This window comes from Actinomadura coerulea, from assembly GCF_014208105.1.
Lineage (GTDB): Bacteria > Actinomycetota > Actinomycetes > Streptosporangiales > Streptosporangiaceae > Spirillospora > Spirillospora coerulea.
Genome location: NZ_JACHMQ010000001.1, coordinates 1,040,060 through 1,063,168, shown reverse-complemented (window position 1 = coordinate 1,063,168; position 23,109 = coordinate 1,040,060). Strand labels below are relative to the sequence as shown.

General features: G+C 74.0%; 22 protein-coding genes. 13 read left to right on the top strand and 9 right to left on the bottom strand.

Annotation, left to right across the window (positions count from 1 at the left end; translation table 11 throughout):
- Positions 1 to 14: 14 nt before the first annotated feature.
- The 6 genes from BKA00_RS05035 to BKA00_RS05010 all read right to left on the bottom strand — a co-directional run bounded on the left by BKA00_RS05035 (position 15) and on the right by BKA00_RS05010 (position 5,560).
- Complete coding sequence (locus BKA00_RS05035; RefSeq protein ID WP_185023799.1) at positions 15 to 881, bottom strand: universal stress protein; 867 nt, start codon at positions 879 to 881, stop codon at positions 15 to 17.
- A 53-nt stretch (positions 882 to 934) separates the two neighbouring features.
- Positions 935 to 1,768 (bottom strand): universal stress protein, encoded by an 834-nt coding sequence (locus BKA00_RS05030; RefSeq protein WP_185023798.1) that lies wholly within the window; start codon positions 1,766 to 1,768, stop codon positions 935 to 937.
- Positions 1,769 to 1,837: 69 nt separating this feature from the next.
- Complete coding sequence (locus BKA00_RS05025) at positions 1,838 to 2,878, bottom strand: zinc-dependent alcohol dehydrogenase family protein (protein ID WP_185023797.1); 1,041 nt, start codon at positions 2,876 to 2,878, stop codon at positions 1,838 to 1,840.
- A gap of 91 nt (positions 2,879 to 2,969) precedes the next feature.
- Positions 2,970 to 3,659, bottom strand: a complete 690-nt coding sequence (locus tag BKA00_RS05020; protein WP_185023796.1) for a DUF4389 domain-containing protein — start codon at positions 3,657 to 3,659, stop codon at positions 2,970 to 2,972.
- A 152-nt stretch (positions 3,660 to 3,811) separates the two neighbouring features.
- Positions 3,812 to 4,342: an SMI1/KNR4 family protein gene (locus tag BKA00_RS05015; protein ID WP_185033714.1), complete on the bottom strand. Its 531-nt coding sequence runs from the start codon at positions 4,340 to 4,342 to the stop codon at positions 3,812 to 3,814.
- A 57-nt stretch (positions 4,343 to 4,399) separates the two neighbouring features.
- Positions 4,400 to 5,560, bottom strand: coding sequence for an FAD-dependent oxidoreductase (locus tag BKA00_RS05010; RefSeq protein ID WP_185023795.1), 1,161 nt, complete (start codon positions 5,558 to 5,560; stop codon positions 4,400 to 4,402).
- 51 nt (positions 5,561 to 5,611) lie between these two features.
- Between BKA00_RS05010 and BKA00_RS05005 the strand changes: the two genes are divergently transcribed.
- Positions 5,612 to 6,103: a flavin reductase family protein gene (locus BKA00_RS05005; protein WP_221493018.1), complete on the top strand. Its 492-nt coding sequence runs from the start codon at positions 5,612 to 5,614 to the stop codon at positions 6,101 to 6,103.
- 9 nt (positions 6,104 to 6,112) lie between these two features.
- Here the strand turns inward: BKA00_RS05005 and BKA00_RS05000 are convergent, their stop codons facing one another.
- Positions 6,113 to 7,564: an MFS transporter gene (locus tag BKA00_RS05000; RefSeq protein ID WP_230298934.1), complete on the bottom strand. Its 1,452-nt coding sequence runs from the start codon at positions 7,562 to 7,564 to the stop codon at positions 6,113 to 6,115.
- A 164-nt stretch (positions 7,565 to 7,728) separates the two neighbouring features.
- Between BKA00_RS05000 and BKA00_RS04995 the strand changes: the two genes are divergently transcribed.
- Positions 7,729 to 8,871, top strand: coding sequence for a sensor histidine kinase (locus tag BKA00_RS04995; protein WP_185023793.1), 1,143 nt, complete (start codon positions 7,729 to 7,731; stop codon positions 8,869 to 8,871).
- Positions 8,868 to 9,527, top strand: a complete 660-nt coding sequence (locus tag BKA00_RS04990; protein WP_185023792.1) for a response regulator — start codon at positions 8,868 to 8,870, stop codon at positions 9,525 to 9,527. Before BKA00_RS04995 ends, BKA00_RS04990 begins: the two co-directional genes overlap by 4 nt.
- 15 nt (positions 9,528 to 9,542) lie before the next feature.
- On the opposite strand, the gene BKA00_RS04985 is transcribed toward BKA00_RS04990, so the two are convergent.
- Positions 9,543 to 9,902, bottom strand: coding sequence for an STAS domain-containing protein (locus BKA00_RS04985; protein WP_185023791.1), 360 nt, complete (start codon positions 9,900 to 9,902; stop codon positions 9,543 to 9,545).
- Entirely contained in the window at positions 9,899 to 11,218 is a 1,320-nt protein-coding gene (locus tag BKA00_RS40260; protein ID WP_221493017.1) for a PP2C family protein-serine/threonine phosphatase, read from the bottom strand. Before BKA00_RS40260 ends, BKA00_RS04985 begins: the two co-directional genes overlap by 4 nt.
- Before the next feature lie 266 nt (positions 11,219 to 11,484).
- Between BKA00_RS40260 and BKA00_RS04975 the strand changes: the two genes are divergently transcribed.
- The 10 genes from BKA00_RS04975 to BKA00_RS04930 all read left to right on the top strand — a co-directional run bounded on the left by BKA00_RS04975 (position 11,485) and on the right by BKA00_RS04930 (position 23,030).
- Positions 11,485 to 15,660 carry a SpoIIE family protein phosphatase gene (locus tag BKA00_RS04975; RefSeq protein WP_230298933.1) on the top strand — a complete coding sequence of 1,392 codons (4,176 nt, stop codon included), beginning with the start codon at positions 11,485 to 11,487 and terminating at the stop codon, positions 15,658 to 15,660.
- Positions 15,657 to 15,989 carry an STAS domain-containing protein gene (locus BKA00_RS04970; protein WP_185023789.1) on the top strand — a complete coding sequence of 111 codons (333 nt, stop codon included), beginning with the start codon at positions 15,657 to 15,659 and terminating at the stop codon, positions 15,987 to 15,989. The genes BKA00_RS04975 and BKA00_RS04970 overlap by 4 nt, the downstream gene beginning before the upstream one ends.
- 67 nt (positions 15,990 to 16,056) lie before the next feature.
- Positions 16,057 to 16,425, top strand: a complete 369-nt coding sequence (locus BKA00_RS04965) for an STAS domain-containing protein (RefSeq protein WP_185023788.1) — start codon at positions 16,057 to 16,059, stop codon at positions 16,423 to 16,425.
- A 184-nt stretch (positions 16,426 to 16,609) separates the two neighbouring features.
- A complete protein-coding gene (locus BKA00_RS04960; RefSeq protein WP_185023787.1) occupies positions 16,610 to 16,981 on the top strand; it encodes a helix-turn-helix transcriptional regulator in 372 nt (123 codons plus the stop codon).
- Between the two features lie 179 nt (positions 16,982 to 17,160).
- Entirely contained in the window at positions 17,161 to 18,438 is a 1,278-nt protein-coding gene (locus tag BKA00_RS04955) for a PP2C family protein-serine/threonine phosphatase (RefSeq protein ID WP_230298932.1), read from the top strand.
- The gene (locus tag BKA00_RS04950) at positions 18,435 to 20,201 is read left to right on the top strand and encodes a sensor histidine kinase (protein WP_185023786.1); all 1,767 of its coding nucleotides are present in this window, start codon (positions 18,435 to 18,437) and stop codon (positions 20,199 to 20,201) included. Before BKA00_RS04955 ends, BKA00_RS04950 begins: the two co-directional genes overlap by 4 nt.
- Positions 20,198 to 20,644 carry a response regulator gene (locus BKA00_RS04945; RefSeq protein WP_185023785.1) on the top strand — a complete coding sequence of 149 codons (447 nt, stop codon included), beginning with the start codon at positions 20,198 to 20,200 and terminating at the stop codon, positions 20,642 to 20,644. Before BKA00_RS04950 ends, BKA00_RS04945 begins: the two co-directional genes overlap by 4 nt.
- 3 nt (positions 20,645 to 20,647) lie before the next feature.
- Complete coding sequence (locus tag BKA00_RS04940; protein ID WP_185023784.1) at positions 20,648 to 21,520, top strand: alpha/beta fold hydrolase; 873 nt, start codon at positions 20,648 to 20,650, stop codon at positions 21,518 to 21,520.
- 186 nt (positions 21,521 to 21,706) lie between these two features.
- Positions 21,707 to 22,489 carry a SigB/SigF/SigG family RNA polymerase sigma factor gene (locus BKA00_RS04935; protein ID WP_185023783.1) on the top strand — a complete coding sequence of 261 codons (783 nt, stop codon included), beginning with the start codon at positions 21,707 to 21,709 and terminating at the stop codon, positions 22,487 to 22,489.
- A gap of 130 nt (positions 22,490 to 22,619) precedes the next feature.
- Entirely contained in the window at positions 22,620 to 23,030 is a 411-nt protein-coding gene (locus tag BKA00_RS04930; protein ID WP_185023782.1) for a VOC family protein, read from the top strand.
- The last annotated feature ends 79 nt before the right edge of the window (positions 23,031 to 23,109 follow it).

Below are 23,109 nucleotides of genomic sequence, written 5' to 3'. Positions count from 1 at the left end.
TGTCCGGTGCCCGCTCACGGCGCGGGGGGCTCCGCGGCGGGGACGACGGCGACCGGGCAGTGCGCGTGGTGCAGGAGGCCGTGCGTCACCGCGCGGCTGCGCGGAACGGTCAGACCCTCGCGGGGATGCGAGCCGGCGATCACCAGATCGACGTCGCGGGACGCGGCGACGAGCGCGGCGGCGGGGTTGTCCCGCACGATGTCCTCCACGACCTCCACCCCCGGGAAGCTCTTGCGCAGGGGCGCGTGGGCCTCGATGACGCGCCACCGGGCCCGCTCCTCGACGCGGCGGAGGTCGAGGCCCGCTCCGGCCTCGTCCAGGGCCGCGGGGAACGGCCAGGCGTGCACGACGCGCAGCCTCGCCTCCCGCACGACGGCGGCCCGGAAGGCGTACCCCAGCACGGCGGAGTCGTCGCCGAGACCGATGCCCACGGCGATCTCGCGGCGTTCGGCGGCCGGTTCGCCGCGCACCACCACGACCGGGCAGGCGGAGTGGCGGACCGCGCCCAGCCCGACCGAGCCGAGGATCAGACCGGCGAACCCGCCGAGTCCGCGGCACCCCACCACCAGCTCGAACGCCTCCTCGGAGTGCTCGGCCAAGGCCCGGACGGTGCGCGCGGACGCCAGTTCAAGGCTCACCGGCACCTCCGGCCGCCGGGCGTGCGCGACGCGCTCGGCCGCGGCCAGCACCTCCTCGCCCCGCAGCGACAGCGACACCACCTCGCCGGGGGCGGTGTTGAGCGGGACGTCGAACCCCCACCGCTCCACCGCGTGCAGGATCTTCAGGGCGCGCCCGTACCGGGCGGCCTCGTCCGCCGCCCAGGCCACGGCCCGTTCGGAGGGCACGGAGCCGTCGGCTCCGACGATGATCGGATCGGACATGGTCAACTCCTCTTCGCTTCTCCCCGCCGGACGTCCCGCCGGGGCGGCGCCGGTCACCGGTCGATGGGCACCACGACCACGGGGCAGTGCGCGTGGTGCAGCACCGCGTGGTTGACCCGGCCCAGCGCCATGCCGATCCGGCCCGTCCGGCGGGCGGCTCCGACCACCACCAGGGCGGCCGTCCGCGACGCCTCGACGAGGGCGTCGGCGACCGCGCGGTCCGAGACGAGCTGCTCGACCCGGACGTCCGGATGGTGCTCGCCGAGTCCGGCCAGGGCCTCCGACAGTTCCAGATCCTCCATCACCCGCCGCCGGGGGGACCCGAACTCGCCGCCCACGGCGTGCAGCGCCAGGATCCCGGCGCCGCGCGAGGCGGCCTCCTCGAAGGCCCAGCCCGCCATGGCGCTCTCGCCGGGCCGGTCCTCGACCCCGACCACGATCCGCGCCGGGGCCTCGGCGGGGTAGGGCGCCTCGCGCGGCACCACCAGGACCGGGCAGCGGGCGTGCGCGGCGGTGTACAGCCCGACCGACCCGAACAGCAGTCCCTCGAACCCTCCCAGGCCGCGCGAGCCGACGGCCACGAGCGCCGCGTGCTCGCTGCCCTCCACCAGCGCGCCGCCCGGGTCCGTCCGGTCCAGCCGCGTCGCGACGTCGAGACCGGGATGCACCTTCAGCGCGTACTGCCGCGCTTCGGCGAGCAGGTCCTCCCGCTCGGCGACCAGCCGGCCCAGCGCGTCCTTCGGGATCACCCCGTCGTCCACCAGCGCGCGGGACGCGTGCACCAGCTCCAGGGGCCGGCCGTGCCGGACGGCGTAGTCCGCGGCCCAGTCGAGGGCCCGCCAGGCGTGGGCGGAGCCGTCGACGCCCACGATGATCTGGGTCGGCATGGCCTCTCCTTTCCGGGTCGTCTCGCCGCTCGCCGGGACGGCGCGGCGGTCGCGGACGACCGCGCGCGTTCAGCGGGTCAGGACGACTTTGAGGGCGCCGGTGCGGGCGGCGTCGGAGAAGACGTCGTAGGCCTTCGGGAACTCGTCCAGCGAGAAGTGGTGGGTGACGAACCGGCCGGCGTCCAGCTGGCGCCCGGCGACGAGCCGGAGCAGGGTCGGCGTGGAGAAGGTGTCCACGAGCCCGGTGGTGATGGTGATGTCCCGGATCCACTGCTCTTCCAGGTGCAGCGAGGCCGGAGCGCCGTGCACGCCGATGTTGGCGATGTGCCCGCCGGGGCGGGCCAGCGCGACGGTCAGCTCGAAGGCCTCCGGGACGCCGACGGCCTCGATGGCCACGTCGGCGCCGAGGCCGCCGGTCATGTCGCGGACCGCCGCAAGGGCGTCCTGCCGGGAGTTGTTGACCGTGGCGTCGGCGCCGAACTGCTTGGCCGCCTCCAGCCGGCTGTCCGCCAGGTCGATGGCGACGACGTGGCTCGGGCTGAACAGCCGCGCCCCCATGATCGCCGCGAGCCCGATCGGGCCGGCGCCCACCACCGCCACGACGTCGCCGGGGCGGACGGCGCCGTTGAGCACGCCGACCTCGTAGCCGGTCGGCAGGATGTCGGCCAGCATCAGCACGTCCTGAGCTGGCACGCCGGCCGGCAGCGGGTGCACGGAGGTGTCGGCGAACGGCACCCGGACGTACTCGGCCTGCGTCCCGTCGATCTTGTGGCCGAGGATCCATCCGCCCCCGCCCAGGCACTGCCCGTAGCGGGCCTCGCGGCAGAACCGGCACGTCCCGCACGCGGTGATGCACGACACCAGCACCTGGTCGCCGGGCTTGACCGTCCGGACGCCCGAACCCGCGGCCTCGACCGTGCCGACCGCCTCGTGCCCGAGGATCCGCCCGTCGGTCACCGCCGGGACGTCTCCCTTGAGGATGTGCAGGTCCGTGCCGCAGATGGTCACCGCGTCCACCCGCACCACCGCGTCCCCGTCCGCGAGGATCTCGGGCTTGGGCACGTCCTCCCAGGACTTGCGGCCGGGCCCGTGGTACACCAGCGCTCGCATGGCGAGCCTCCCTCATCGGTCCTCAGGTTCGCTACCAGAGTCGATCTCGGGGAGACGCCGTCGGCAGGGCCTAACGTCCCGGGGCGGGGGCCTAACGTCCCGGCGCGCCGGGCGGCTCGGGCGCCGCGGGGACCGGCGCGGCGCCGGGCTCCGCCTCGCCCATGTCCAGCCGGAACGGCGGGTACCGGTCGGTCATCAGGAAGGCGTAGCCGGCCACCCGCAGGACCCACCGGTCCATCCCCATCACGAACGGGAAGACGCCCCGCAGGTAGCCGCCGGTGAACAGCAGCGCGACCGCGGCGACGAGCACCAGCAGGCCGACCACGCCCGGCGAGTTCCAGTTCTCCCCGCCCATGCCGCCGCCGGTGAAGAGCGAGACCACCAGGTAGTGCGGGATCGCCAGCAGCCACCACTTCACCAGCACCAGCCCCCGCGACAGACGCTCGGGATAGCCGATGTCCAGGCGGGCCGGGTAGTCCGGGACGTCCTTGAGGGTGAACGGCGGGTACCGGTCGGTGCCCAGGGCGCCGTATCCGTAGAAGGCCACCCGCCACGCCCAGCGCAGCACCCCGACGTCGAACTCGAAGATCGACCGCGGGTAGCGGCCGGTCACCAGGATCGCGAAGAAGGCGATCACGGTGAGCACGGTGAACGCGATCCCGAGGAAGAACAGCACGACGTAGTGCGGGATCAGCAGCAGCCACTTCACCAGCCAGAGCCACCGCGACAACGGCTCCTCCAGCCGTCCCTCCACGTGGACCGGCATGTCTCGGCCGTCCATCTCGCCCTCCCCTGAGCCGAGCGCCCGGCGGCCCGGTGCCACCGGGCGTCTCCTAGAACCACGGTCGGCTTCCGCGCGGCGGCGGCGTAGGGAGGAACGTCCGCACCCCTCAGGGACCAAGGTCGGGGTCCCGATCGCTCAGGGGCGCGCGTTCAGCGGCACATCGCGTCGATGTGGTCCGAGAAGTGCGGGAACTCCGCGCGCGCGGCGGTCACGATGTCGGTGGGGGAACGACGGCCGGGGGCGTGGCGTTCGGCGATCGCCCGGAAGGCGTCGTTCGGCTCCTCGGGGGACTCGGGGTCCTCGAACGCCTCCCCGGGCCCGAGGCCGGCGGCGAACAGCCACAGCAGGTCGCCGAGATCGCGCGCGATCACGCCGCGGTCACCCTCGGAACCGATGTAGACCACGGGCTGGCCGGTGACCGGTACGCCGGGCCGCACCAGCCAGAAGCCGGCGTAGTCGCCCGCCCCCGTCGAGCCGAAGAAGCGGAACACGCCGCCGTCCGCGTCCGGGTTGCCGGTCCAGAGGCGGAACCACCACGTCGTCTTCGCGGGGTCCTCCAAGCGGTCGTACATCTCGAAGTCGCAGCCGCGCGCCTCGTCGGTCTCGTCGTCCCATTCCCATTCGAAGCCGATCGCGGCCACCTCGGCGAGAGCGGTGGGCAGCGCGAGTTCCTCAGGCATGTCCGTCACCCCGGCAGGCTAGGCGATCTTCGCCCGTACCGGGGCGGAAGCCGCGGATCAGCGCGCGGGCGGGGCCGTGCGGCCGGCGCCGACCCGGAAGCGGTCCGGGGCCGGGCGCTCGTCCGACGCCGCCTCGGCGACGATGCGGCCGAGCAGCGGCGCGAACTTGGCGCCGTGCCCGGAGCACGGCGAGGCGACCGTGATCCCGCCGGCGCCGTCGACCACGAAGTCCTCGGTGGGGGTGTTGGTGAACAGGCAGGTCGTCTCCGCGTACGGTTCGGGGACGACGCCGGGCAGGGCCCGCCGGGCGTAGGCGACGATCCGTTCGCGGTTGGCCGGGTCGATCGCACCGGTCCGCGCGGCCGCGCTCCGGATCGGCCGTCCGCCGTTGAACTCGGCGACCTTCTGGCCGCTCCGGCCGCCGGGGAGGGCGGCGTCGCGGCCGCCGGGCAGGCCGTAGACGAGCGCGTCGGACTCCTTGTGGATGAACGTCGGCCACGCTCCGCCCGGATCGTCGCGGTACGGGAAGTGGTAGGCGTTCTCCTGCATCACCTGGAGCGGCGGGAACGCGGCCAGGAGCGAGTCCGGCAGCCCGATGCCGCCGAGCAGGTCGGGCAGCCAGCCGCCCGCGGCGACGACGACCTTCTCGGCCTCCTCCACCCGCCCGTCCACGCCCACCACCCGGTGGCGGGTGCCCACCCGCTCGACCGACGCCACCGGGCGGCCGGTCTCGACCCGGGCGCCCTCGTCCCGCGCCAACCGCAGCATGGCCGACACCGCGGCCTCCGCGTCGACCACGCCGGCGTCCGGGTGCCACAGCACCTCGCCTCCGCCGTCACCGAAGCGGAACTGCGGCCAGCGCGCGGCCGCCTCGGCGGCGCCGAGCAGCTCGTGCTCGACGCCGACCCTCGCGAGCACCGCGGCCAGCGCCGCGGGATCCCGCGCCGCCCCGGCGTCCAGGGAACCCGTGCGGATGACGAGCCGCTCGCCGGACAGCCGCTCCAGCTCCCGCCATTCTCGCCGTGCGTCGACGACCATCTGGGCGTAGAACGGGTCGGCGTAGGCGTAGCGGAGGATCCGCGCGGACCCGTGCGAGCTGCCCTCGGCGTTGGCCGGCGTGCGACGCTCCAGCACCGTCACCTCATGCCCTCGCCGGGCCAGCTGCCAGGCGGTCGCGGCCCCGACGAGGCCCGCCCCGACGACGACGTACGTGCCCATCGTGATGATTCCCTTCCGCCTTGGACTGGTTCATCACCGTAGGCTGGCGCGGTGGACAGCGATAGGTTCGTCGCCGGATTCGACTACCCGATGTTCGTGGTGACCGCCGCCGATCCCGGCACGGGGACGCGGGCGGGCTGCCTGGTCGGATTCACCACGCAGACCAGCATCGAGCCGTTCCGGTTCCTGGTGTGCCTGTCCCGCCGCAACCGGACCTACCGCGCGGCGCAGGCGGCGGCGGTCCTGGCCGTGCACGTCCTCGGACGCGGTGAGGACCAGCGGGAACTGGCGGCCCTGTTCGGAGAGCGGACCGGCGACGAGATCGACAAGTTCGCCCGCTGCGCCTGGCGGCCGGGCCCCGAGGGCGTGCCCCTGCTCACCGGCGCCCCCCGCCGCATGGTCGGCCGGATCGTGGAGCGCGCCGAGCTCGGGGACCACGCCGGGTTCCTCCTGGCTCCGATCGACGTGACGGTCCAGGCGGAGGCGGCCCCGCTCACCTTCCGGACCCTGCCGGACCTGGAACCGGGCCACGAGGCCGGCTGACGGTCCGCTTCAGTCCGGGACGGCCAGCAGATCGCGTTCACCGGCCTGCGGGGCGGGCGACGGCGGCGCGGTCCGGCGGAGCACGGCGAGGGCGACGAGGACGGCGGCCGCCAGGAGCGCGGCGCCGAGGCCGAGGCCGAGCGCGTAACCCTCGTTGAGGGCCCGGGGCGTGGAGGCGCCGCCGGTGCGGTGCTGCGCGGCGGTGCCGAGGGCGGCCAGGCCGAGAGAGGCGCCGATCTGGCGCGAGCTGTTGAGCAGCGCCGATGCCGTGCCGGTCTCCCGCGCCGCGACGCCCGCGGTGGCGATGGAGACCAGCGGCGCCAGGCAGAGCCCGAAGCCCACGCTGGCGACGATCGAGGGCCCGAGCACGTCGGTCGCGAACGAGCCGTCCGAGCTGATCATGCCGAACCAGGCGAACCCGGCCGCCGTCAGCAGCCCGCCGGCGACCAGCAGGGTCCGCGGGGCCAGCCGGTAGCCGAGCTTCACGGCCAGGACCGATCCGGCGACCACTCCCAGCGCGAACGGCAGGAACATGGTCCCGGTCAGCGCCGCTCCGTGCCCGAGGACCCGTTGCAGGTAGAGGGACATGAAGTAGAAGGACGAGGTCATCGCGGCGCCGACCAGGAGGTTGAAGGCGTTGGCCCCGGCCACCGACCGGTTGGAGAACAGGCCCAGCCTGATCAGCGGGTCGCGTGAGGTGGTCCGCTCCAGATAGAGGAACGCTGCCAGCAGGACGGCGGCGACGGCCAGGGTCGCCAGGGTGGCGGGCGAGTTCCACCCGTGCCGGTCCGTGCGGACGACCCCGAACACCAGCAGGCTCATGCCCGCGGTGGCCAGGACGGCGCCGAGGACGTCCGGGCGGCCGCTGCGGTCCGGGGGCGGGCCGGCGGGGACCCCGCGCCAGGCCAGTGCCAGCGCGCCGGCGGCCATCGGCACGTTCACCAGCATCACCCAGCGCCAGCCGGCGTACTCGGTGAGCACTCCCCCGATCAGGACGCCGAGCGCGCCTCCGGCGGCGTTCGTCGCGCTCCAGATCCCGAAGGCCCGGACCCGATCCCGGCCCGAGGGGAACGTCGCGGTCAGCAGCGCCAGCGCCGCCGGGGCCAGCGCCGCCGCGCCGACGCCCTGGGCGGCGCGGGCGGCGACGAGATGGCCGGGTTCCTGGGCCAGGCCGCCGGCGAGGGACGCCAGGCCGAACAGGCCGAGCCCGAGCAGGAGGACGGGTTTGCGGCCGTACCGGTCGGCGGCCTTGCCCCCCAGCAGGAGCAGCCCGCCGAAGGAGAGCGCGTAGGCGTGGATGACCCAGGTCAGCCCGGCCGCGCTGAACCCGAGGCCCGCGGCGATCCGCGGGAGCCCGACGTTCACCACCGACAGGTCCAGCGACACCATGAACTGCACGACGGCCACCGCGGCGAGCGTGCGCCCGGGGCCGATCCCGCCTCTGTCTTCGATCGTGTGCATGCCTGACATCGTGATGTTCGAGCAGGTCGGCGCACATCGCGCCGAGGATGCCCTTTTTCGCTGACGCCCCGGGCGTACGATCACTGCCACTACACCGCGAGATGTAGCGATTTCTCCGCCGTTCCGCCGAGGAATCCCGGTGGAAACGGCCCTAATCTGCACGGATGAGCTCCATGAACCGGTGGCGGCCGCTCGTCCAGGACGGCCTGCTCGCCGTGGCGATGGCCCTCTTCCTGTCGGTCGTCGTGGCCATCACCCCGCACGCGGGGGCGCTCGACCTCGCCGCCGCCCTGGCCGGCTCCCTCGCGCTCGTCGCCTGGCGGCGGGCGCCCCTGGCGGCCCTGGTCGTCAGCGCGGGCTGCATGCTCGCGCTCGCCGCCCACGTCCGGCCGGGCCCCTCGGCCGCCTTTCCCGTCATCGTGGCCGTGTTCGCCGCGTTCAGGGCGGGCCACCGGCTCGCGACGGCGCTGGTGGGCACGGCCTTCCTGGGCGCCGGCCTGATGGTGCGGCTGCCGAGCGCCGACGGGGCCCTGCGCGATCTCCAGAGCCTCTCGCTGCTGGTCGGGTGGTTCGTGGCGGCCGGGGTGACCGCGACGGTGACCCGGCACCGGCAGGCCTACCTGGAGGAGGCCGAGCGGCGGGCCGCCGAGGCCGAGCGCACCCGCGAGGAGGCCGCCCGGCGCCGCGCCGGCGAGGAGCGCCTGCGCATCGCCAGGGAGCTGCACGACTCCCTCACGCACAGCATCTCGATCATCAAGGTCCAGGCGGGGGTGGCGGTCCACCTGGCGCGCAGGCGCGGCGAGGACGTCCCGCCCGCCCTGCTGGCCATCCAGGAGGCCAGCGGCGACGCCATGCGCGAGCTGCGCGCCACGCTGGAGGTGCTGCGCGACGCCGACCACGCCGAGGGCGAGTCCCTAGCCAGCGGCCTCGACCGGCTCGACGACCTGGTGGAGCGGGCCCGCTCCATCGGGCTGCCGGCCACGGTGACGATCTCCGGCACGCGGCGCGACCTGCCCTCCGAAGTGGACCGGGCGGCCTACCGGATCGTCCAGGAGGCGCTGACGAACGTCTCCAGGCACGCGGGCGGTGCTTCCGCGGCGGTGCGCGTCGACTACGCGGGCGGGGAGCTGGTCGTGCAGGTCGACGACGACGGCGGGGCCGACCCGGACGCGCCGCCGGTGCCCGGCACGGGCCTGCTCGGCATGCGCGAGCGCGTCGCGGCGCTCGGCGGGCGGCTGCGTGCCGAGCCCCGCCCCGAGGGGGGCTTCACCGTGCGCGCCGAACTCCCCCTGGGCGGCCCCTCATGATCCGCGTGCTGCTCGTGGACGACCAGGCGCTCATCCGCGGCGGCTTCCGGGCCCTGCTGGAGATCGAGGACGACATCGAGGTGGTGGCCGAGGCCGCGAACGGCGAGCTGGGCGTCGCGCTCGCCGCCGAGCACCGGCCCGACGTCGCCCTCGTCGACATCCAGATGCCGGTGATGGACGGCATCGAGGCGACCCGGCTGATCGCCGCCGATCCCCGGCTGAGCGGCGTCCACGTCGTGATCCTCACCAACTACGGCCTCGACGAGTACGTCTTCAACGCGCTGCGCGCCGGGGCCTGCGGGTTCATGGTCAAGGACACCGAGCCGGAGGACCTGGTGCGGGGCGTCCGGGTCGCGGCCCGCGGCGACGCGCTGCTGTCCCCCGCGATCACCCGCCGCCTGATCGGCGAGTACGTGGCGCGCCGCCCCGACCCCGCCCCCGAGGGGCTCGACACGCTCACCAGGAGGGAGCGGGAGGTCGCCGTCCTGGTCGCCAGGGGCCTGTCCAACGACGAGATCGCCGCCCACATGGTGATCAGTCCGGCCACCGCGAAGACGCACGTCAGCAGGGTGCTGGCCAAGCTGCACGTCAGGGACCGCGCCCAGCTCGTCGTGTTCGCCTACGAGTCCGGCCTCGTCACCCCGCGGCGCGGCTGACGCCGTCCGGCGGCCTCACGCCTCGCGCAGCGACTTGACGGCCTCTTCGGCGGTGGGGTGGAAGGCGAAGACCTGGTCGAGCCCGGTGATCTCGAAGACCCGGGTGAGGTCGGGGTTCAGCCCGGCGAGCACGATCCTGCTCTGGGCCGCCTGGGCCCGGCGGTACCCGGCGATGAGCACGGTGATGCCGGTGGAGTCGCAGTAGTTCAGCTCCGTCACGTCGAGCACGGCGCCGCCGCCCGGGGCCAGCGTCAGCGCCTCAAGGGCCTCCCGCAGGCGGGGGGCGGTGTGGTAGTCGAGGTCCCCCGCGACCCGCAGGACGGGGACCTCGGCCTCCTCGGACGGGAGGTTGACGGTGAAGGTGGGCTCGGTCACCGAGAAGGCTCCTGTCCGGACGGTTCGGGTCGGCGGGGCACGGAGAAGGCCAGCAGCGCCGTGTCGTCGCTGACCCCCGCGCCCAGTTCCGTGAGCAGTTTATGGACGTTCGCCAGCAGATTATCCGCTCCTTCGAAGGGCGTGCTGGTCAGATGTGCGGTGAGGCCCTCGTCGCCGAGCATCGTCCCGTCCGGAGCGCGCGCCTCGGTGAGGCCGTCGGTGTACAGCAGGAGGGCGTCGCCGGGGGCGAGACGCACGTCCGCCTGCGCGAAGCGCGGTTCGGGCAGTATCCCGATGAGCTGCCCGCCCGGTGTCTCCACGGCCTCGACCGTGCCGTCCGCGCGGACCGCCAGGGCGGGCGGATGGCCGCCCCCGGCCAGCGTGACGGCGAAGGAACCGTCCGGTTCCGGAGCGAGGACGCCGACCAGGGCGGTGCAGAAACGGGGGTCGCTCTGGTACTCCCCCTTGAGGACGGCGTCGAGGTTGCCGAGCACCGCGCAGGGGTCGGGCTCGTAGATGGCGGCGGCGCGCAGGGTGTAGCGGGTGAGCGAGGTCAGGGCGGCGGCCTCGGCGCCCTTGCCGCACACGTCGCCGAGGAAGAACGCCCAGCGGCCGTCGTCCAGGGGGAACAGGTCGTAGAAGTCGCCGCCGACCTCGTCCGGGGAGACCGGGTGGTACGCGGCGGCGGCGTCGAGACCGGGCACCTTCGGCAGGGCGGGCGGGAGCAGGGTGCGCTGCAGGGTGCGCACCAGACGCTCGGCGCCGGTGCGCATGGTCCGCTCCGCCGTGATGGTGCAGATCGACGACAGCCGCCGCTCCAGCTCCTGGGCGACCAAGGCCGCCAGGTCGGCCAGGATGGCCAGCTGCTCCTCGGACACGTCACGGGGACGGGTGTCCAGCACGTTGACGGTGCCGAGGCGGTGCCCGTCCGCGGTCGTGATGGGCGCGGCCGCGTAGAAGCGCACACCGAGCCCGCCGTGGACGAGAGGGTTGGCGGCCGTCCTCGGGTCAGTGAGCGCGTCGGTGACGACATACGGGGTGTCGCGCAGGATGGCGGAGGCGCACAGCCCGGGCTCCCGGTCGATCTGCGACACGCCTTCCAGGCCGTGGGTCGCCTTGAACCAGATACGGTCGCCGTCGACGATGGCCACCGTGGCGATCGGCGCGTCGCAGCTGCGGGCGGCCAGGGAGGCGATGGTGTCGAACGTGGCGTCGGGCGGGGTGTCGAGGATCCGGTAGCGGCGGACGGCCGCGAGCCGCTCCCGTTCGGCGTCGGGGGCGGGCACGGCTTCGAGGTGGCGGGCGGGCTCCGTCACCGTCACCTCCTCTGGTCGGGATCGGGCGGCGGCAGTCCCGCCAGAAAGAGGGCTTTACCCTGTTTGTACTGCTTATCACGTGACCATGACCTGAATGCGCGACGGTGAAGGGTGGCGGCGCACCGCGGAATGGCGGCCGCCCAGGTCCTGTGGAACCGCTTGTTGCGTCCCGGTCATCCGGGGTAAAGCCAGGGCCGTGCGGGGCGCGGACGCGTCAAGCGTCTCCCGGATGCGGTGAGTGATCGCCTGAGTGGAAGAGGGGTGCGGTGGCGCTTTCGGAGGACGCCGAGCGTTCTGAGGAGGCCGGACGCGAGCCGCGGGCGGGGGCCGGCGTGTTCTCCGCCGACGGGGAGGTCGGGCCCGATCTCGCCGCGGTGGACTGGACGGCGACGCCGCTCGGCCACCCCGACGCCTGGCCGCAGAATCTGCGGACGGCAGTCGACATCCTGCTGTCCTCCCGGTTCTCGATGTGGATGGCCTGGGGCCCCGAGCTGACGTTCTTCTGCAACGCCTCCTACCGCCGCGACACGCTCGGCCGCAAGTACCCGTGGGCCCTCGGCCGGCCCGCGAGCGAGGTGTGGGCCGAGGCGTGGAACGACGTCTCCCACAGGATCGAGACCGTGCTCAGCACGGGAGAGGCGACCTGGGACGAGGGGCTGCTGCTGTTCCTCGAACGGTCCGGATACCCGGAGGAGACCTACCACACCTTCTCCTACAGCCCGCTGCGCGACGACAACGGCGACGTGGTCGGCATGCTGTGCGTGGTCAACGAGGACACCGAGCGGGTCATCGGCGAGCGGCGCATGACGACGCTGCGCGACCTGGGGTCCGACCCGAGCATGATCCGGACGGAGGAGGAGACGCTCGCCTTCGCCGACCGGCAGCTCGGCCGCAACCGCAAGGACCTCCCCTTCACGCTGACCTACCTGTTCGAGGGCTGGACGGCACGGCTCGCCGGGACGACCGGCGTCTCCCCCGGCCATCCGGCCGCCCCCGCCGAGCTGGCGGCGGACGGACGCGACGGAATCTGGCCCGCGGCGGCGCTCGCGCGGGGAGAATCGGTGCTGATGCGGCTCGATGATCCTCAGTTCGGGGTCCTTCCCACCGGGGACTGGCCCCAGCCCCCCGACCAGGCGCTGGTGGTGCCGCTGCTGCGGCAGGGCAGCGCGCCGTACGGGTTCCTGGTGGCCGGGCTGAACCCGTACCGCCGGCTGGACGAGGCCTACCGGGGCTTCGTGGAGCTGGCCGCCGGGCACGTCGCGGCCGGCATCGGCAGCGCCCGCGGCTACCAGGCCCAGCGGCGGCGCGCCGAGGAGCTCGCCGAGCTCGACCGCGCCAAGACGACGTTCTTCTCCAACATCAGCCACGAGTTCCGCACCCCGCTGACCCTGATCATGGGCCCGGTGCAGGAGCTGCGCGCGACCCTGGAGGGCGCCGGCGAGCGGGTGCACCGGGAACTGGACGTCATCCACCGCAACGGGCTGCGCCTCGGCAGGCTCGTCAACTCCCTGCTGGACTTCTCCCGCATCGAGGCCGGCCGGATGCAGGCGCGCTACGAGCCGGTCGACCTGCCCGAGGTCACCGCCGAGCTGGCCAGCGTCTTCCGCTCCGCCGTGGACAGGGCCGGCCTGGCCTTCGTCGTCGAGTGCGAGCCGCTCCCCGAGCCGGTGTACGTCGACCGCGACATGTGGGAGAAGGTGATCCTCAACCTGCTCAGCAACGCGCTGAAGTTCACCTTCGACGGGGCGATCCACGTCCGGGTCGGTGTCGAGGACGGCCGGGCGCTGGTGACGGTGGCCGACACCGGGGTCGGGGTCGCCGAGGACGAGGTGCCGCGGCTGTTCGAGAGGTTCCACCGCGTCGAGAACACCCGCGCCCGGTCCAACGAGGGCAGCGGGATCGGCCTGGCCCTGGTCAAGGAGCTCGTCGGCCTGCACGGCGGGACCATCGAGGCCGCGAGCAGCGAGAGCGAGGGCACGCGCTTCACCGTCCGGCTGCCGTTCGGGAGCGACCACCTGCCCGCCGACGCGGTCGCCCCGCCGCGCTCCTCCACGGCGGCGTCGGTCACCGCCGACCCCTACGTGCAGGAGGCGCTGCGCTGGCTGCCCGCCGAGCATCCCGGAGGGGACCCGAACTCGACCGACCCGACGCCGGCCGAGCCGGTCCCGGTCCCCGCGCCCGAGGTCCCGGCGCGGCTGCTGGTCGCCGACGACAACGCCGACATGCGCGAGTACCTCACCCGGCTGCTGCGCGGCGCCGGCTACGAGGTGGACGCCGTCGCCGACGGCCGGGCGGCCCTGGAGGCGGTCCGCGAGGGCGGGGTCGACATGGTGGTCAGCGACGTCATGATGCCGTACGTGGACGGTCTGGAGCTGGTCGCCGCGCTGCGCGGCGACCAGCGCACCGCCGCCCTGCCGGTGCTGCTGCTGTCGGCACGCGCCGGCCAGGAGGCCTCGATCGAGGGCCTTCGGGCGGGCGCCGACGACTACCTGCTCAAGCCCTTCGCCGCCGCCGACCTCCTGGCCCGCGTGCGGGCGAACGTGGAGCTGGCCCGGCTGCGCGGGCACCACGCCAGGTGGCGGACCGCGCTGGTCGACTCCCTGCAGGAGGCGTTCTTCGTCTGCGACGAGGACGGCTTCGTCGTCGAGTTCAACACCGCCTTCACCGACATCCTCGGCTACGACGCCGCCGGGCTGCCCTACCCCCCGAATCCGCCCTGGTGGCCGGACGAGAAGACCGACCCGCAGGCGCGCCGGCAGGTCGCCGAGGCCTTCGAGGGCATGCTCGCGCGGGAGCGCGGCACCTTCGACGTCCCCGTCCGGCACCGTGACGGCCATCGCGTCTGGGTCAGCGTCGCCTTCAACCACGTCCACGCCCCCGAGACCGGGCGGCGGGTCATCGTCGGCACCTTCCGGGACGTCACCGCCGACCACTACGCCATCCAGCGCGAGAGCGCCCTCGCGGCCCTCAGCATGCGCCTCACCGAGGCCGTGAACCTGCCCGACACCCTGGCCGGCGCTCTGGAGGAGCTGCGGGACCTCTGGCACGCCGAGCGGGTGCTGGCGGCCGTCTTCGGCGCCGGGCCGCCGGAGCTGACCTCGACCGAGCCGGGGCAGACCTGGCAGGACCTGTCCGAGGAGCACCGGGGGGAGCTGGCCGCGCTGCGCGAGCACCCGACGCTCTCCCCCGTCGCCGACCACGCCACCGCGATCACGCTCGAACACCCCCGCGGGACCCTCGTCCTGTGGATCGACCTGGCCGAGCGGCGCCCGTTCACCGAGCAGGACCGGCTGCTGCTGTCCCTGCTCGCCGGGCGCCTCTCCCAGGGGCTGTCCCGCGCCAACCTGATCGACAAGCAGCGCGAGACCGCCCTGGCCCTGCAGCGCGCCATCCTCGGTCCTTCCGAGCTGCCCGACGGGTTCGCCGTCCGGTACGAGCCGGCGGCGCGACCGCTGGAGGTCGGGGGCGACTGGTACGACATCTTCGCCCTTCCCGACGGCCGCATCGGCATCATCGTGGGCGACTGCGTCGGCCGCGGGCTGGAGGCGGCCACCGTGATGGGGCAGCTGCGCAGCGCCTGCCGGGCGCTCCTGCTCCAGGACGCGGGCCCCGCGGGGACCCTCACGGCCCTGGACCGCTTCGCCGCCGGCATCCCGGGGGCCCGGTGCTCCACCGTGTTCTGCGGCGTCCTCGACCCCGCGACCGGCGACTTCACCTATTCGAGCGCCGGGCATCCGCCCGCCATCCTCGCCCGGGCCGACGGCACCACCCAGCTGCTCGAAGGCGGCAGGTCCGTCCCGATCGGCGTCGGCTCCCCGCGGCCCCGCCCGGACGCCGCGACCACCATCCCCGCGCGGGCCACCGTGCTGCTGTACACCGACGGCCTCGTCGAACGCCGCCGCCGCTCCCTGAACGAGGGCATCGCGCGGGTCGGGCGCGCCGTCAAGGACGGCGGCGAGCGGGGGGTCGACGAGCTCGCCACCCACATCATGACGAGTCTGGCCCCGCCGGACGGCTACGACGACGACGTCGCGCTGATGCTGTACCGGCACCCCGCGCCGCTGGACGTGAGCTTCCCCGCCGAGTCCTCGCAGCTCGCCCCGCTCCGGGAGGCGCTGCGCGGCTGGCTCGCCCAGTGCCAGCTCCCCCGCCGCACCGCCCAGGGCGTCCTGGTCGCAGCCGGCGAGGCCTGCGCGAACGCCGTCGAGCACGGCCGGGCCGGCACCGGCGTGCACACCGTGCGGCTGAGGGCCGAGGCCTACGTCGACCAGCTGCACCTGACCATCGCCGACACCGGCCGGTGGAAGCCGCCCGGCGGGGCCGGCGCCGACCTCAACCGCGGGCGCGGCACCGCCCTGATGCGCGCGCTGATGAGCAAGCTCACGATCACGCCCGGCCCGGACGGCACCACCGTCCACATGCACACCAGGATTGGCTCATGAGCACACCCCTGACCCTGACGTCCGCCCGGCGCCCGGACGGGAGGGCGCTCGTGACGGCCGTCGGCGAGATCGACATGAGCAACAGCGGGGCACTCGCCACCGCGCTGGACACGGCGCGCGAGGGCGGTGGCGGACTCGTCCTGGACCTCACCGCGGTCGAGTACCTTGACAGCGCGGGGCTGAGCGTCCTGTTCGCCCATGCCGACCATCTCGAACTGATCGCTCCGCACCTCCTGGAACCGGTGCTGACCCTCTCCGGGCTCCCGGAGCTGGCCACCGTCCGCCTCGCCCCGCCCGGCGCCGCACGGCCCGGCACCGACCACACCTGACGTCCCCGGCGCCCCGGCGGCGCGGGACCCCGACCCACAGAAAGCGGAACGACGTGGAGGCAACGCCATGGCCGAGGTGACCGGGCGCGCGCGGAACGGCCGGACAGTGATCACGATGACCGGGGACCTGGCACTGGACACCGCGCAGCAGGCCGAGCAGCGGATGCGCCGGCTGCGCAGCGAGCACGGCGAGCACCTGGTGCTCGACCTGAGCGGCCTGCGGTACCTGGACTCGGTGGGCCTCAGCCTGCTGATGCGGTTCTACCTGGCGGCCGAGGGACGCGGCGGCAGCGCCGTGCTGGCCGGCCCGCTGCAGGACGCGGTCCGGCGCGTCCTGCAGATCACGCATGTCGACGAGCGCCTGACGATCCACCCGACCCTGGAGGCCGCGCTGGCCGAGTCGCCGCCGCCGGGCCCCGCCCCGCGGAACGGCTGAGCCCGCGAGGCGGGCCGGGAACCGCGGCGTGCCTGCCTGTTTCAGGAAATATTATTCCGCAAAGATTTCTCGTATGATGACGCTCTGAGCACGGCCCTCCCCCTCCCGGGCGGCCGGTCCCCCCGACCGGCGCCACCGCGCTCCCGCGGCGGGGAAGGCGGACGCGGGAAGGCGAGGCGGGCGGATGGAGAGTGCACCGAGGCGGCGCGACGACAAGCCGTGGACGTTCCTGACCAACCACGCGCGGGTTCTGATCGCCATCGCGCGCGACCCCGGGCTGCGGGTCCGCGACGTCGCCCAGGCCATCGGCATCACCGAGCGCGCGGCCCAGCTGATCATCACGGATCTGGAGGAGGCGGGGTATCTCACCCGCACCCGGATCGGACGCCGCAACCGCTACACCGTCAACGCCGACCGGCCGTTCCGGCACCCCGCCGAAGCCGACCACGACGTCCAGGCCCTCATCGGGCTGTTCGCGGGCGATGGCGCATCGCCCGGCGCGGCCCGGCCTCCGCGCGGCGCGACCGGCGCTCCCGCGCCGGCGCGGAGCCGGTAGAAGGTGCGCCGCGGGAGAGGGCCCGGCCGGACGTGGCACGGGCGCCGGTGCGTTACGGTCGCGGTCGGGCAGGTCACGCGGGACCCGGATGCGCCGCGGGGCGGTGCGCCGCGGATGCATATTTGCCATAAGGCAACTACTATCGGCGCGGCACCGGCGGGTCGGAGGGGGGAAGGGCGGTGGACGGACTGATGTCGCAGGATCTCGGCGCGGCCGGTCTCGGCGCGGCCTCCTCCGCCCCGCCCGGACCGCGCGTGCCGATCGCGATCACCGGCGCCGCCGACGGCGGGCCGGAGCTCGGGCCGCTGCGGGTGCTGCTGGTGGAGGACGACTCGGCCGACGCGCTCCTCGTGGAGGACACGCTCGCCGACACCGGGCTGCGGGCGTCGCTGCAGTGGGTCCGCTCGCTCCCCGAAGCGCGGGGCCCGTTGTCGGCGAACCCCATGCCCGACTGCGTGCTCCTGGACCTGCACCTGGGCGAGTCGCAGGGCCTGGCGGTGCTCCGGCAGGTGCTGGAGTGGGCGCCGGGCGCCGCGGTGGTCGTGCTGACCGGGCTCGCGGAGTCGCAGGCGGGCACCGCGGCGATGGCCGCGGGCGCGCAGGACTACCTGTCCAAGGACCAGCTGGAGGCGGATCGGCTCGGGCGGGCGATCCGGTACGCGGTGCAGCGGCGCCAGGTCCAGCAGGCGGTCGCGGCGCTGCAGGTCCAGCAGATGCGGGCCGCGGAGAACGCCCGGCTGGAGCGCGGGCTGCTGCCCCGTCCGAGGGTGTCCAACCCGCGCCTGCGGGTCGTCTCGCGGTACCGGCCCGGACGCGCGCACTCCCTGCTGGGCGGAGACTTCTACGACGTGGTGGAGACCGGCGACGGCCTCGTGCACGCGGTGATCGGGGACGTGGCCGGACACGGTCCCGCCTCAGCGGCCCTGGGCGTCAGCCTGCGGGTGGCGTGGCGGTCGTTCGTGCTGGCCGGAACCCGTGGAGCGCACGTCGTCGAACTCCTGGAGGAACTGCTGGCCGGAGAGCACGGCGGCTCCGAGATGTTCGTCACCCTCATCACGGCGACGCTGTACCCCGACCGCCCCGTGGCGCGGGTGGTGCGCGCCGGGCACCACGGATTCCTGATGCACGGCAACGGCGAGGTGCGGCTCGTCGAGCCGCCGGGCGGGCTGGGCGTGGGCATGGTGCCCGGGCTGGCCGGCTGGCGCGAGCAGGAGATCCCGCTGCCGCCGGGGGCCTCGCTCGTCCTGTTCACCGACGGCCTGTTCGAGGGCCAGATCGACGCCGAAGGCCGGCGCCTCGACCTGACCGGCCTGCTCCGGCTCGCCCAGGGCCACCGCGCGCTTCCCCCCGGCGACTTCGTCGACACACTCATCACCGACGTCGAGGCGGCCTCGCTCCAGCACGGCGGCCTGGCCGACGACGTCGCCGTCATACATCTTGGATGGGCGCCCACATGAGCACACCGCCCCTGACGGTGCGGGACGCCGAGACGGCCGAGGCCGCCGGTCCCGCCGCGCCGCCGCCGGCGAGCGGTCCCCCGCCGCGGCGGGGACTGACCGTCCGAACATGGTTCATGCTGGCCGCGCTGCTGATCGTCGCGCTCACCGTCACCGGCGCCGCGGTGGTCCACAGCCTGCTGGAGGAGACCGCCCGGGCCTCGGACCGGCTGGTGGACAGGATCGCGCCGGCGCAGGTCGAGGCGAGCCGGATGCAGGTGGCCATGCTCAACCAGGAGACCGGCGTGCGGGGCTACGCCCTGGCGGGAGACCGGCAGTTCCTCCAGCCCTACACCGACGGGCTGGCCACCGAGCAGGAGTCCTCCGCGCGGCTGCGGCGGCTGCTGGCCGACGAGCCCCGGCTGCGCGCCGACCTCGACGCGACCCTGCGGGCGGTCGGCGCGTGGCGCCGCGACTACGGCGCCGTCGTCATCGACCAGGTCCGCGAGAAGGGGCCCGGCGGCGAGGCGGCCGCGACCGCGGCCCGGGGCAAGCCCGCCTTCGACGAGGTCCGCGCCACCTGGGCGACCCAGAACCGCCACCTGAGCCAGGTCCGCGCCGAGAGCCGCACGGACCTGCGCCACACCCGCACGATGCGCGACTGGACGCTGACCGCCCTGTTCATCGCCCTGCTGGTGACCGCGGCACTGCTGGCGATCCTGCTGCACTACGCCGTGGACCGTCCGCTGCGCATGCTCCGCTCCGCTTCACGCCGGGTCGCCGACGGCGACTTCACCCATGTCATCGGCGCGCACGGCCCCGCCGACGTGCGCGACGTGGCCCACGCCGTGGAGGCGATGCGCGGCCGGATCACGATGGCTCTGGAGCAGTCCACCGAGCGCGAGCGCCTGCTCCAGAGCCGGACCGCCGAACTGGACGCGCAGACAGTGGAACTACGCCGGTCCAACGCCGAACTGGAGCAGTTCGCCTACGTCGCCAGCCACGACCTGCAGGAGCCGCTGCGCAAGGTCGCCTCCTTCTGCCAGATGCTGGAGCGCCGCTGCTCCGACCAGCTCGACGACCGCGGCCGCCAGTACATCGCCTTCGCGGTGGACGGCGCCAAGCGCATGCAGGTGCTGATCAACGATCTGCTGACCTTCTCCCGGGTCGGCCGCCTGCACCAGCACCAGCGGACGCTCTCGCTGGGCGAACCGCTCGACGAGGCGCTGGCCAACCTCGACGGCCCCCTCACGGAGTCCGGCGCCAGCGTCGAGCGGCCGGACGACCTGCCGGAGCTCACCGCGGACCCCACGCTCATGGTGATGCTGTGGCAGAACCTGATCGGCAACGCGGTCAAGTTCCGCTCCCCCGACCGCGAGGCGGTCATCCGCGTCACCTGCGAGCGGGAGGACGGCCACTGGCACCTGACCGTCACCGACAACGGGATCGGCATCCCCGCCGAGTACGCCGACAAGATCTTCGTCATCTTCCAGCGGCTGCACAGCCGCGACGCCTACGCCGGCACCGGCATCGGCCTGGCGCTGTGCAAGAAGATCGTCGAGTACCACGGCGGGCGGATCTGGCTCGACCCCGACCGCGAGGAGGGCTCCCGGTTCCACTTCACCCTCGCGGCCGACGACCGGCCCGCCGCGCCCTCCGGCGCGGCGGCCTCCGATGACGCCCCGGACGGCCGGACCGCGGACGGCGCCGAAGCGTCCGCCGGCGGCGCGCCCGGCGGCGACGTTCCCTCCCCGACCGACGACCTCCAAGGAGCCAGTTCGTGACCAGCACCGCCGTCCAGCCCATCACCGTCCTGCTGGTCGAAGACGACCCCGGTGACGAACTGATGACCCGCGAGGCCTTCGAGCACAACAAGGTCGGCAACACCCTGCAGGTCGTCCGCGACGGCGCGGAGGCCCTGGACTTCCTGTACAAGCGGGGGGAGCACGCCGACGCGCCCCGGCCCGACCTGGTCCTGCTCGACCTCAACCTGCCCAAGCGCGACGGCCGCGAGGTCCTCGAAGAGATCAAGTCCGACCCGGAGCTGGCCTCCATCCCGGTGGTGGTGCTGACCACGTCGTCGGCGGAGGAGGACATCCTGCGCAGCTACAAGCTGCACGCCAACGCCTACGTCACCAAGCCCGTCGACTTCGACCAGTTCATCAAGGCCATCCGGCAGATCGACGACTTCTTCGTCACCGTCGTCCGCCTCCCCACCCGCCGCTGACCCGTGTTCTTCGACGGCTTCGCTCTCGACCACGTCGACGTCGGCGAGGTCACCCTGAGGGTGCGGCACGGCGGGACGGGACCGCCCGTCCTGCTGCTGCACGGCCATCCCCGGACGCACGCCACCTGGCACAAGGTCGCGCCGCTCCTCGCGGACCGGTTCACTGTGGTGTGCCCGGACCTGCGCGGATACGGGAAGTCGTCCAAGCCGCCGACCGACGCCGACCACTCGCCCTACTCCAAGCGCGCGATGGCCGGGGACATGGTCGCCCTGATGCGGGCGCTCGGCCACGAGGCGTTCGCCGTCGCGGGGCATGACCGCGGAGCCCTCGTGGCGTTCCGGACGGCGATGGACCATCCCGCCGCCGTCACCGCGCTGGTCCCCATGGACGGGCTGCCGGTGGTGGAGCACCTGGAGCGCTGCGACGCCCGCTTCGCGGCGCGGTGGTGGCACTGGTGGTTCTTCGGGCAGACGGACAAACCGGCGGAGCGGATCATCAGCGCCGACCCCGACGCCTGGTACGCCACGACCGGCGAGCACATGGCCCCGGAGGCCTGGGCCGACTTCCGCGAGGCCGTCCACGACCCGGCGACCGTGCACGGCATGCTGGAGGAGTACCGGGCCGGTCTGGGCGTCGACCGGAGGCACGACGAGGACGACCGCCGTGCCGGGCGCCGCGTCCGGTGCCCGGTGCTGGTGCTGTGGTCGGCCCGCGACGACCTGGAGGACATCTACGGCGATCCGGTGGAGATCTGGCGGGCGTGGGCCGACGACGTCCGCGGCGGCCCCATCGACTCCGGCCACCACATGGCCGAGGAGGCCCCCGAGCCCGTGGCCCGGGCGATCGGCGCCTTCCTCGACCGTCACATCCGCTAGCGCCGGACGCGGACCGGCCCCCTCGACAGGTGCCCGACGTGCCGTGTGAGCCCGGCGTGACGGGGTAAGCACGCCACCGACAGATTATTGCCTAGTGCAAAGATCAGGGCGGTCGCGCGGGGCGTCTCCCCCGTCCGAGGGCGGCTTGCGGGCCGTGCGCCGTGCGCCGCAAGGGGGAGGCGACCCTTGGCGGACGACAGGCAGCGATCGATCGACCGGCGCACCCATGTCCTCCTGGAGCGGCTGCACGGCCTGACCCCGGACGACCCCGACCGCGAGCGGCTCCGCGCGGAGATCGTGACGCTCAACACCGCCCTCGTGCGCAGCGTCGCGCGCCGCTACGCCGGCCGCGGAGAACCGGTGGAGGACCTGGAGCAGGCCGCCTACGTGGGCCTGGTCTCCGCGATCAACCGGTTCGACCCGACCCGGGGCATCCGGTTCCTGGCCTACGCCTACCCGGTGGTGACCGGGGAGGTCCGCCGGCACTTCCGCGACCGCACCTGGGGGGTCAGGGTCTCGCGCCGCATGCAGGAGCTGCGCCCGCGGCTGCGCCGGGCCATGACCGACTTCACCGTCGCGCACGGCCGCTCCCCCACGCCCGCGGAACTCGCCGGACGGCTCGGCCTCGACCTGGAGGAGACGGTCGACGCGCTGCTGGCGGGCGAGGCCTACCGCCCCCTGTCCCTGGACGCCCCCGCGGGCGGCTCCGAGGAGGAGGACGTCGGCACACTGGGCGACAGCCTGGGCGCCGACGACCCCGACCTGGAGGGCATCGTCGACGCCCAGGCGCTCCGTCCGCTGCTGGACGGCCTCCCCGAACGGGAGCGCACCATCGTGCTGCTGCGGTTCTTCGGCAACAAGACCCAGTCCCAGATCGCCGTGCAGCTCGGCATCTCCCAGATGCACGTCTCGCGCCTCCTGGCCCAGACTCTGGAGCGCCTCCGCAGGGGCCTGCTGACCGGCGCATGAGGCAGGCGGGCGATCGCCGTCCGCCCGGGAGCGCCGTCGCGGGCGCATTGCGATGCCCTTGCGGCCCGCGGGCGAGACCGGTCAGGAATCGAGAAGCGCGCGTGAAGAAGCCGCGGCTAGCGTGAGCGGCATGGACATCACCATCCACACGAGCTTCCTCCCGCACGACGACCCGGACGCCTCGCTGGCCTTCTACCGGGACGCGCTCGGCTTCGAGGTCCGCAACGACGTGGGCGGCGGCAGGATGCGCTGGATCACGGTCGGGCCGCCCAAGCAGCCCGACACCTCGATCCTGCTCGCGCCGCCGGCCACCGATCCCGGCATCACCGACGACGAGCGCCGCACCATCGCCGAGATGATGGCCAAGGGGACCTACGGCTGGATCCTGCTCGCCTCCCCCGACCTCGACGACACCTTCGACAGGGTGCAGGCCGCGGGGGCCGAGGTCGTCCAGGAGCCGATCGAGCAGCCGTACGGGGTGCGCGACTGCGCGTTCCGCGATCCCGCGGGCAACCTGATCCGCATCCAGGAGCTGCGCTGACCCTGGCGAACCACGGCCTCGGACCCGCGTGCCGTCCGGTCAAGGACACTAAGTCCCAGTTGTGGCGTCAGATCCTGTT